This is a genomic window from Mycobacterium sp. NAZ190054 (genome assembly GCF_001545925.1).
Classification (GTDB): domain Bacteria; phylum Actinomycetota; class Actinomycetes; order Mycobacteriales; family Mycobacteriaceae; genus Mycobacterium.
On the sequence record NZ_LMVQ01000134.1, the window covers coordinates 1 to 9,420 of the forward strand.

The 9,420-nt window shown below is 70.0% G+C and carries 11 protein-coding genes and 1 pseudogene; 7 read left to right on the forward strand and 5 right to left on the reverse strand.

The annotated features are described in order from the left end of the window. Both ASJ79_RS34995 and ASJ79_RS11335 read right to left on the reverse strand, forming a co-directional pair. Positions 1–125, reverse strand: a pseudogene (locus tag ASJ79_RS34995) (DNA polymerase); the annotation flags it as partial. A gap of 354 nt (positions 126–479) precedes the next feature. Continuing rightward, positions 480–1,061, reverse strand: coding sequence for a hypothetical protein (locus ASJ79_RS11335; protein ID WP_067955152.1), 582 nt, complete (start codon positions 1,059–1,061; stop codon positions 480–482). 209 nt (positions 1,062–1,270) lie between these two features. Between ASJ79_RS11335 and ASJ79_RS11340 the strand changes: the two genes are divergently transcribed. Further along, positions 1,271–2,470 carry a mannosyltransferase gene (locus ASJ79_RS11340; protein ID WP_082753783.1) on the forward strand — a complete coding sequence of 400 codons (1,200 nt, stop codon included), beginning with the start codon at positions 1,271–1,273 and terminating at the stop codon, positions 2,468–2,470. Here the strand turns inward: ASJ79_RS11340 and ASJ79_RS30900 are convergent. Beyond that, entirely contained in the window at positions 2,418–2,699 is a 282-nt protein-coding gene (locus ASJ79_RS30900) for a 4a-hydroxytetrahydrobiopterin dehydratase (protein WP_082753784.1), read from the reverse strand. The genes ASJ79_RS11340 and ASJ79_RS30900 overlap by 53 nt on opposite strands. A gap of 27 nt (positions 2,700–2,726) precedes the next feature. Between ASJ79_RS30900 and ASJ79_RS11345 the strand changes: the two genes are divergently transcribed. Beyond that, a complete protein-coding gene (locus tag ASJ79_RS11345) occupies positions 2,727–3,128 on the forward strand; it encodes a (deoxy)nucleoside triphosphate pyrophosphohydrolase (protein WP_067955154.1) in 402 nt (133 codons plus the stop codon). A gap of 140 nt (positions 3,129–3,268) precedes the next feature. Here ASJ79_RS11345 and ASJ79_RS11350 read toward each other — a convergent pair whose 3' ends face one another. Both ASJ79_RS11350 and ASJ79_RS32135 read right to left on the reverse strand, forming a co-directional pair. Beyond that, entirely contained in the window at positions 3,269–3,541 is a 273-nt protein-coding gene (locus ASJ79_RS11350) for a hypothetical protein (protein ID WP_067955155.1), read from the reverse strand. Positions 3,542–3,629: 88 nt separating this feature from the next. Next, complete coding sequence (locus ASJ79_RS32135; RefSeq protein ID WP_156448382.1) at positions 3,630–3,797, reverse strand: hypothetical protein; 168 nt, start codon at positions 3,795–3,797, stop codon at positions 3,630–3,632. 56 nt (positions 3,798–3,853) lie between these two features. Between ASJ79_RS32135 and typA the strand changes: the two genes are divergently transcribed. From typA to ASJ79_RS30905, 5 genes are all read left to right on the forward strand, one after another. Continuing rightward, complete coding sequence (gene typA, locus ASJ79_RS11355) at positions 3,854–5,761, forward strand: translational GTPase TypA (RefSeq protein ID WP_156448383.1); 1,908 nt, start codon at positions 3,854–3,856, stop codon at positions 5,759–5,761. An 86-nt stretch (positions 5,762–5,847) separates the two neighbouring features. Beyond that, positions 5,848–7,659, forward strand: a complete 1,812-nt coding sequence (locus ASJ79_RS11360; RefSeq protein WP_231750820.1) for an ABC transporter family substrate-binding protein — start codon at positions 5,848–5,850, stop codon at positions 7,657–7,659. A 52-nt stretch (positions 7,660–7,711) separates the two neighbouring features. Continuing rightward, positions 7,712–8,566 (forward strand): N-acetyl-1-D-myo-inositol-2-amino-2-deoxy-alpha-D-glucopyranoside deacetylase, encoded by an 855-nt coding sequence (gene mshB, locus ASJ79_RS11365; RefSeq protein WP_067955161.1) that lies wholly within the window; start codon positions 7,712–7,714, stop codon positions 8,564–8,566. Positions 8,567–8,681: 115 nt separating this feature from the next. Then, entirely contained in the window at positions 8,682–9,143 is a 462-nt protein-coding gene (locus tag ASJ79_RS11370) for a hypothetical protein (RefSeq protein ID WP_067955163.1), read from the forward strand. 84 nt (positions 9,144–9,227) lie between these two features. Then, the coding region (locus ASJ79_RS30905; protein ID WP_156448384.1) for a hypothetical protein at positions 9,228–9,420 on the forward strand (193 nt) is incomplete at its 3' end.

The window sequence follows — 9,420 nt, forward strand, 5'->3', positions numbered from 1 at the left end:
TGTTGCGAGAGCCCGTAGGCGCTCAGCCCGTAGGCCAGGCCGTAGGACATGGCCTTGACCCGGCGCCGCAGCTCTGCGGTGACTTCCTCGATCGGCACCGAGAACGCCCGGGACGCGACGAACGAGTCGACCGCCGATGCGACGTCCCGCGACGGCTGCGGCGCCGCCATGTCCCCGGCGAACACGGCGGCGGCCGCCATCAGCATCGACGCGGCATTGGTGGGATCAGAGGCGGCCTGCTGGATCACGGGTCCCAGGCTCTGCACCGCGGGCAGGCCGGGAGCCTGCACCCCGTCGATCGGCAACGGCGCCGCCGGTTCGGCGTGCGCCACGCCGGTCACGCCCACGGTCAGCAACACGGCGGACGAGCACACCGCCAGCCTGGTGGTGAGCATCGTCGCCCTCGTTGACATGAGCCGGGTCGTTGACATGATCCCCCAATACATCGGTGATTTCGGGTGGTGGGTTCGCTCAGGACGTCACGGCAGGGCCGACAGCGGGGTGAACAGCGGCGGCACGGGAGCCGGGGCGGGTGCCGCGGCGACGGGTGCCGTCTCACCGGTCGGCAGCAGGTTCGCCAGCGGAGTGCCGGCAGGCAGCAGCGAGGCCAGCCCGCCGGGAACGCCGAGCGAATCGGTCAGGCCGGACAGCGGCGAGGCCGGGGCGGTCTGCGGCGCCGTGGTCGTGTTGCCGACCGGCACCGTGGTCATGTTCCCGCCGGGCAGCGCCGTTGCGCCGGGCAGCACGTTCGCCGGTTGCGGCAGACTGATCGACGCCGTCGCGCCCGGTCCGCTGACCGGGGTCGCGGGTGTCGTGGCCGCCGTCGCCGCCGGTGCCGCCGGCGCGGTGCCCATCATGTTGGCGAAACCCTGCACGATCTGCGTGGCGGCGGCGGGGTTGGCGGCCAGCTGCTGCAGGAACGGCAGGCCCGGGACCTCGGGAGCCGGAGCGGGCGCAGGCGCCGGTTGGGCGGATGCGGTGGCGCTGAGGGCCATGGCAGCCGACACCGCCCCAGCCGCTGCGATCATCGTGGTTGCGAACAGTTTCCGGGTGCGGTGCATGAAGGTTCTCCCATTCCGTCGGTGGCGCTTGTTGGAGGCCGCGAATGACCGTGAAAGACACTGACGGCACGCCTGCACCCGAAGCTAGCCTGTTACTAGAGTTACTCAAGTGACAAGTGTGGCATTTATGGAACCGTTACGGAGGTGAAGGCGGACGGTGACCGCTCGCTAGAGTCGGTCGGATAGACACCACCGAATCCGCCATCGGGATGACCGCTCGGCTACGGGCAGCGGCGCCCGCGTTGTTGATCGTGAGCATCGCGCTGCGCCTGGCATGGACCTATCTGGTGCCCAACGGCGCCAACTTCGTCGATCTGCACGTGTACGTCGGCGGTGCCGCCGAACTCGACGGACCAGGCACGTTGTACGAGTACGTGTACGGCGAACAGACACCGGACTTCCCGCTGCCGTTCACCTACCCGCCGTTCGCGGCCGTGGTGTTCTACCCGCTGCACCTGCTGCCGTTCGGTGTCGTCGGCTTCGCGTGGCAGATCGGCATCATCGCCGCGCTCTACGGCGTCGTGCGGCTGAGCCAACGGCTGCTGTCCCCGCAATCGGCGCCCGGCGACCGGCGTGTCGCGATGCTCTGGACCGCCGTCGGCATCTGGACCGAGCCGTTGCGCAGCACCTTCGACTACGGACAGGTCAACGTGTTGCTGGTGCTCGCGGTGCTGTACGCGGTCTACACGTCGAAATGGTGGCTGTCGGGTCTGCTGGTCGGTCTGGCCGCGGGCGTCAAGCTCACCCCGGCGGTGGCGGGCCTGTATTTCGTCGGCGCCAGGCGGTGGGCCGCGGTGCTCTTCTCCGCGGCGGTGTTCTTCCTGACCATCGGCGTGTCGGCGCTGCTGGTCGGCGGACAGACCCGTTTCTACTTCACCGAACTGCTCGGCGACGCCGACCGGGTCGGTCCGGTCGGGACGTCGTTCAACCAGTCCTGGCGCGGCGGGGTCTCCCGGATTCTCGGGCACGACGCCGGTTACGGGCCCGTCGTGCTGGCCGGGATCGTGGTGACGGCGGTGCTGGCGCTGCTGGCGTGGCGGGCGATCGGCGGGGCCGACGACCGCCTGGGCGCGATCGTCATCGTCGAACTGTTCGGGCTGGTGCTGTCCCCGATCTCGTGGACGCACCACTGGGTGTGGCTGCTGCCGCTGATCATCTGGCTGCTGCACGGCCCGCTGCGTGACCGGGTCGGCGCGCGCGTGCTCGGCTGGGGGTGGTTGGCGCTGATCGTGATCGGGGTGCCGTGGCTGCTGAGCTTCGCCCAGCCGACCATCTGGGTGATCCCGCGGCCGTGGTACCTGGCGTGGGCGGGCCTGGTCTACATCGTGGCCACGCTGGCGACGCTGGCCTGGATCGCTATCCGAGGATCCCGTCGATATCCCGAGCCATCTGCACGTCCTTCTCCGTGATACCACCTTCGGAGTGGGTGACCAGAGCGAAAGTCACTGTCCGCCAGCGGATGTCGATGTCGGGATGGTGATCCTTGGCCTCCGCGTGCTCGGCGACGCGACGAACCGCCTCGATGCCGTCGAGGAACGCGGGAAACTTGACCGTTCGGCGCAGGGTTCCGTCGGCGCGCTCCCAGCCGTTGAGCTCGGGCAGTGCGGCGTCGACTTGTTCATCGGTTAACACAGCCATGTCCTCGACGGTATACCGTCTGGCGCAGTGTCGAACTTGATTGTGGTGGCCGGTGCGCTGATCGAGCGCGGGGCGCTGCTGGTGGCCCAACGCGCCCGCCCGCCGGAGCTGGCGGGGCTGTGGGAACTTCCCGGCGGCAAGGTCGCGCCGGGGGAGAGCGACGAGGCCGCGCTCGCGCGCGAACTCAACGAGGAACTCGGCGTCGACGTGACCGTCGGCGCCCGCATCGGATGCGATGTCGCGTTGACCGCGACGACGCGTCTGCGCGCGTACGTCGTCACCCGCACCGGCGGCGTCGTGGCGCCCCACGACCACCGCGCGTTGCGCTGGGTGCGTGGCGACGAGATCGAGGCGCTGCCGTGGGTGCCCGCCGACCGGGCATGGCTGCCCGACCTGATTCGGCTGACCGGTGAGCAAAGCCCGCGGTGACCTGAGTTCCCCGCGGCCCTTCGGTACCGCACGGCGAGGAGGGCGACACGGCGCCTTCGGTGGCCACGTGGACCTGGCCGCGCTCCCGGAGGTGGGCAGCCGGCAGGCCATTCCCCGACGGCGTCATCACCGCCGGGCCGTCAGTACCGCAGCCGGTCCCCGGCGACACGGACGTCGGCCCGGTTGTCGCGGTGTGCGATCGCGTGGATCGGATGCGTCAACACCGGATGACGGCAGTGCGGGCACGAGGCCTGGTTGCGGTTCGCGGAGCTGAACGTCAGATGACGGCATTCGCTACATCGCACGACGTAGAACGCGCCGATCCAGTTGGCCAGCCCCAGGAAGATGGCCAGGGTCGCCAGCGTGGCGAGCACGGTGATGAGAACGACGGTGAGCACCGAGTAAACCGTCATGACCTACCTCCATAACGTCTGACGGGTGCCTTCAACGGTACGCCGGAAAACCGCGGGAATCCGCGGGATTCGACCGTGAATCCGCCGGTCAGGACTTCCTGGCGCGTTTGTAGACCTTCTCCAGCTCCTTGCCCCGCAACCCGTTGAGTTCGGCCCTGCGCACCTTGTGCACGACCAGCGGGCACCGCTTGCACCGCGGCTTGCTGCGGCAGCACTTCTTCTTCGGCTTGATGCCGGCGAGCTTGGTGGCTTTCACGTGACGGGAATCTCTCGTTTTCGCGATCGGTGCACTGCACTGCGACAATCACCGGCGTGCAATCTCGTCCGGACTTTCGCAACGTCGCCATTGTGGCCCACGTCGACCACGGCAAGACCACCCTGGTCGACGCCATGCTGCGGCAGTCCGGTGCGCTGACGCACCGTGGTGACGACGCCACCGAACGCATCATGGACTCCGGCGACCTGGAGCGCGAAAAGGGCATCACCATCCTGGCGAAGAACACGGCGGTGCACCGCGTCCACAAGGACGGCTCCGTCACGGTCATCAACGTCATCGACACCCCCGGCCACGCCGACTTCGGAGGCGAGGTCGAACGCGGTCTGTCCATGGTCGACGGCGTCCTGCTGCTGGTCGACGCGTCCGAAGGCCCGCTGCCGCAGACCCGGTTCGTGCTGCGCAAGGCCCTGGCCGCGCACCTGCCCGTGATCCTGGTGGTCAACAAGACCGACCGGCCCGACGCCCGCATCGCGCAGGTCGTCGAGGAAAGTCACGACCTGCTGCTCGACGTCGCCTCCGACCTCGACGACGAGGCCCAGGCCGCCGCCGAGAAGGCGCTGGACCTGCCGACGTTGTACGCGTCCGGCCGGGCCGGCATCGCCAGCACCACCCAGCCCGCCGACGGGCAGGTACCCGACGGCGACAACCTCGACCCGTTGTTCGACGTGCTGATGGAGCACATCCCGGCGCCGTCCGGTGACCCCGAGGCGCCGGTGCAGGCGCTCGTCACCAACCTCGACGCGTCGGCGTTCCTCGGCCGTCTCGCGCTGATCCGGATCTACAACGGCCGGCTCAAGAAGGGCCAGCAGGTCGCGTGGATGCGTGAGGTCGACGGCGTGCCCGTGGTCACCAACGCGAAGATCTCCGAACTGCTGGCCACCGTCGGCGTCGAACGCGCACCGACGGACACCGCCGAGGCCGGGGACATCGTCGCGGTGGCGGGCATTCCGGAGATCATGATCGGCGACACGCTCGCCGATCCGGAGCACGCGCACGCGCTGCCGCGCATCACCGTCGACGAACCCGCGATCTCGGTGACGATCGGCACCAACACCTCGCCGCTGGCGGGCAAGGTGTCCGGTCACAAGCTGACCGCCCGAATGGTCAAGGCCCGCTTGGACTCCGAGCTTGTCGGCAACGTGTCGATCCGCGTCGTCGACATCGGCCGCCCGGACGCGTGGGAGGTCCAGGGCCGCGGCGAGCTGGCGCTGGCGATCCTCGTCGAGCAGATGCGCCGCGAGGGTTTCGAGCTGACCGTCGGCAAACCGCAGGTGGTCACGCGCACCATCGACGGCAAACTGCACGAGCCGTTCGAGGCGCTGACCATCGACTGCCCCGAGGAGTACGTCGGCGCGATCACCCAGTTGATGGCCGCGCGCAAGGGCCGCATGGAGGAGATGGCCAACCACGCCGCCGGATGGGTGCGGATGGACTTCATCGTGCCCAGCCGCGGCCTGATCGGCTTCCGCACCGACTTCCTGACCGAGACCCGGGGCACCGGCATCGCCAACGCGGTGTTCGACGGCTACCGCCCGTGGGCCGGTGAGATCCGGGCCCGCCACACCGGATCGCTGGTGTCCGACCGCAGCGGCCAGATCACCCCGTTCGCGATGATCCAGCTCGCCGACCGTGGCCAGTTCTTCGTCGAACCCGGCCAGGAGACCTACGAGGGCCAGGTGGTCGGGATCAACCCGCGCGCCGAGGATCTCGACATCAACATCACCCGCGAGAAGAAGCTGACCAACATGCGGTCCTCGACCGCCGACGTCATCGAGACGCTGGCCCGCCCGCTCGAGCTCGACCTGGAGAAGGCGATGGAGTTCTGCGCGGCCGACGAGTGCGTCGAGGTCACCCCCGAGATCGTGCGCGTGCGCAAGGTGGAACTGACCGCATCGCTGCGGGCCCGGGCCAAGGCGCGGGCCAAGCAGCAGGCCAACAGCTGACCCCGGTGGGCCGACCGCCCCTGGCTACCCTGTAGAGCATGCCGACGACCCTGCGACGCGTCAGCGCCGGTGTCGGTGCGATCGGCATGACGCTGGCTGTGGTCACCGGCTGCACGGTGAGCCCGCCGCCGGCGCCGCAGAGCACGGACACCACCGAGGCGACGCCACCGCCGCCGATGAAGGCGACCCAGATCATCATGGCGATCGACTCGATCGGACCGGGGTTCAACTCGCATCTGCTGTCCGACCAGTCGCCGGTCAACGCAGCGATCAGCTCACTGGTGCTGCCCAGTTCGTTCCGGCCGATCCCCGACTCGAGGACACCGACGGGCTCGCGCTGGGAGCTGGACACCTCGCTGCTGGAATCGGCGGAGGTCACCAGCGAGGATCCGTTCACGGTCACCTACCACATCCGGCCCGAGGCGCAGTGGACCGACAACGCGCCGATCGGCGCCGACGACTACTGGTATCTGTGGCGGCAGATGGTCAGCCAACCCGGCGCCGCCGACCCCGCGGGCTACGACCTCATCACCGGCGTGCAGTCCGTCGACGGCGGCAAGACCGCCGTCGTGACGTTCTCGCGGCCCTACCCGGCGTGGCGGGAACTGTTCAACGACATCCTGCCCGCCCACATCGTCAAGGACGTCCCCGGCGGATTCGCCGCCGGTCTGGCCGAGGCGCTGCCCGTGACCGGGGGCCAGTTCCGGGTCGACACCATCGATCCGCAGCGCGACGAGATCCTGCTGGCACGCAACGACCGCTACTGGGGCGAGCCGGCCACCCCGGACCTGATCCTGTTCCGCCGCGGCGGGGCGCCGGCCGCGCTCGCCGATTCGATCCGCAACGGCGACACCCAGGTGGCCCAGGTCCACGGCGGCTCGGCGGTGTTCGCGCAGTTGTCCGCGATCCCGGACGTGCGCACCGCGCGGATCGTCACCCCGCGCGTCATGCACCTGACTCTGCGGGCGCAGCAGCCGATGCTCGCCGACCCGCTGGTCCGCAAGGCCGTTCTGGGTCTGCTCGACGTCGACCTGCTCGCCGCTGTGGGCGCCGGTGACGACAACACCGTCACACTGGCCCAGGCTCAGGTGCGTTCGCCGTCGGACCCCGGTTACGTCCCGACCGCACCGCCGGCGATGACCCGTGAAGAGGCGATCACGCTGCTGTCCGAGGCCGGTTACCAGATCGAATCCGCGCCGGAGCCGACACCGGCCGCGCCGGAGAACAACCGCGGCCGGCTGACCAGGGAGGGGCAGCCGCTGACGCTGGTCCTCGGCGTCGCCGCCAATGACCCGACCTCCGTCGCGGTGGCCAACACCGCTGCCGACCAGCTGCGCAACGTCGGGATCGCCGCGTCGGTGTCCGCACTGGACCCGGTGACGCTCTACGGGGACGCGCTGGTCAACAACCAGGTCGATGCGGTGATCGGCTGGCACCCGGCCGGTGGTGACCTCGCGACGGCGCTGGCGTCGCGCTACGGCTGTCCGGCACTGGAGGCCACCGCGGTGCAGACGACCCCCGCAGCGCCGGCGCCGGCGTCGGAGACCGAGGATCCACCCGCGCCCGGCCCCCCGGCGCCGCCCGCTACCACGCCGACGCCGACCCCGCCCGCGCCGGACCCGGACTCCGACGAGCTGGTGCAGGCGCCCAGCAACATCACCGGTATCTGTGACCGCAGCATCCAGCCGAGAATCGACGCGGCCCTGCACGGCACCGCCGACATCGCCGAGGTGATCGACGAGGTCGAACCGAAGCTGTGGGACATGGCCACGGTGCTGCCGATCCTGCAGGACACCACGATCGTCGCGGCCGGCCCCAGCGTGCAGCGCGTCAGCCTGACCGGCGCCGTGCCGGTCGGCATCGTCGGCGACGCCGGCGACTGGGTCAAACTGCCGTAGCGGGCCGCGCCCCGGTCGCCGCGACGCCGGACGGGTTGGCAAGCTTGACCGAATGGAGAACCCGCGACTGCTCTTCGTCCACGCCCACCCCGACGACGAGAGCCTCACCACCGGTGCGACGATCGCGCACTACGCCGCCCGCGGCGCGCAGGTGCAGGTGATCACCTGCACGCTCGGGGAAGAGGGCGAGGTCATCGGCGACCGATGGGCGGGTCTGGCCGTCGATCAGGCCGACCAACTCGGCGGCTACCGCATCGGTGAACTGACCGCCGCGCTGGCCGAACTCGGCGTGGACCGGCCCCGCTTCCTCGGCGGGGCGGGCCGCTGGCGGGACTCCGGTATGGATGGCACCCCGGCCCGGCACCGGGAACGGTTCGTCGACGGCGACTTCGCCGAGCAGACCGCCACCCTGGCCGCCGCGATCGACGACCTCCGTCCGCACGTCGTCGTCACCTACGACCCCCAAGGCGGATACGGACACCCCGACCACATCCACGCGCACCGGGTGACGACTGCAGCGGTGCAGGCCGCGGCGTGGTCGGTGCCGAAGCTGTACTGGACGGTCACGTCGGCGTCGGCGCTGGGCGCCGGACTGGCCGCGCTCGGCGAGACACCCGACGGGTGGATCCGGGTGCCGGCCGACGCGCTGCCCCTGGTCGGTTACCCCGACGACGAGATCGACGCGGCTCTGGACCTGACCGAACACTCCGCGGCCCGGGTGGCGGCGCTGCGCGCCCACGCGACCCAGGTCAGCGTCGCACCGGACGGACGAGTGTTCGCGCTGTCCAACAACATCGCGCTTCCGGTCGACTCGACGGAGTACTACGTGCTGGCGGCCGGCGGCGCCGGCGAACGGGACGCCCGCGGCTGGGAAACCGATCTGCTGTCCGGGCTGTCCTTCGGTTGAGGCGGCGGTGAGGAGGGTAAGCTGCCGGCAACCGAGCGCGCACGGAAGGGAAGCACATGGACCCGGACCTGGATCCCAACCTGCAGCACTGGCAGGACCGCCTGGACAGCTTCCAGTGGGTGGTCGGCTCGCTCGTCTCGGTGCTCGACAGCATCCCGACCTGACAGCGTCGGCTCCGCCGGCCCCGAACCGGCTGCGTGTTCTCATCCTGGCCCTGCTGGCCGTCGACGGTGTGCTCTCGGCGCTGATGGCCGTCTTCTTCCTCCCGCTGCGCATCGGTGCGGTGCCGCTTCCGGTCAGCGCGCTGGTCAGCGGCATTCTCAACGCGGCGCTGGTGTGGGTGGGTCTGCAGTGGACGTCGGTGCCGCGGCTCGCGGCGCTGCCGCTGTGGACGTGGCTGGCCACCGTCGTGCTGTGCACCGTGGTCGGGCCCGGGGACGACATCGTCCTCGGCGGTGTCGGGATCATGGAGTTCGGCCCGATCCTGCTCGTCGCCCTCGGAGCGCTGCCTGCGGCCTGGGTGTTGATGCGGCATCCGGCATCGGCGGGGGCGGGCTCCGTCACCGGGGCCGGGTGACTACTGTGACCCCTATGCCAGGCGCAGCTGTTTCAAAACGTGAGACGCGTGGATGATCCGCGACGACGTCGGGGTTAAAGGGAAGTGGCTCTGAACTCCCAGCACGGTGCTGACCTGCCCAGCCCGGTGGTTCCCCCCAAGCCTGATGCGCCCAGTCCTGCTGCGTTGCGGCGGGTGTTGCGGCGGGCGCGTGATGGGGTGGCGTTGAATGTGGATGAGGCTGCGGTCGCGATGAGTGCGCGTGGTGACGATCTGATCGATTTGTGTGCCTCGGCGG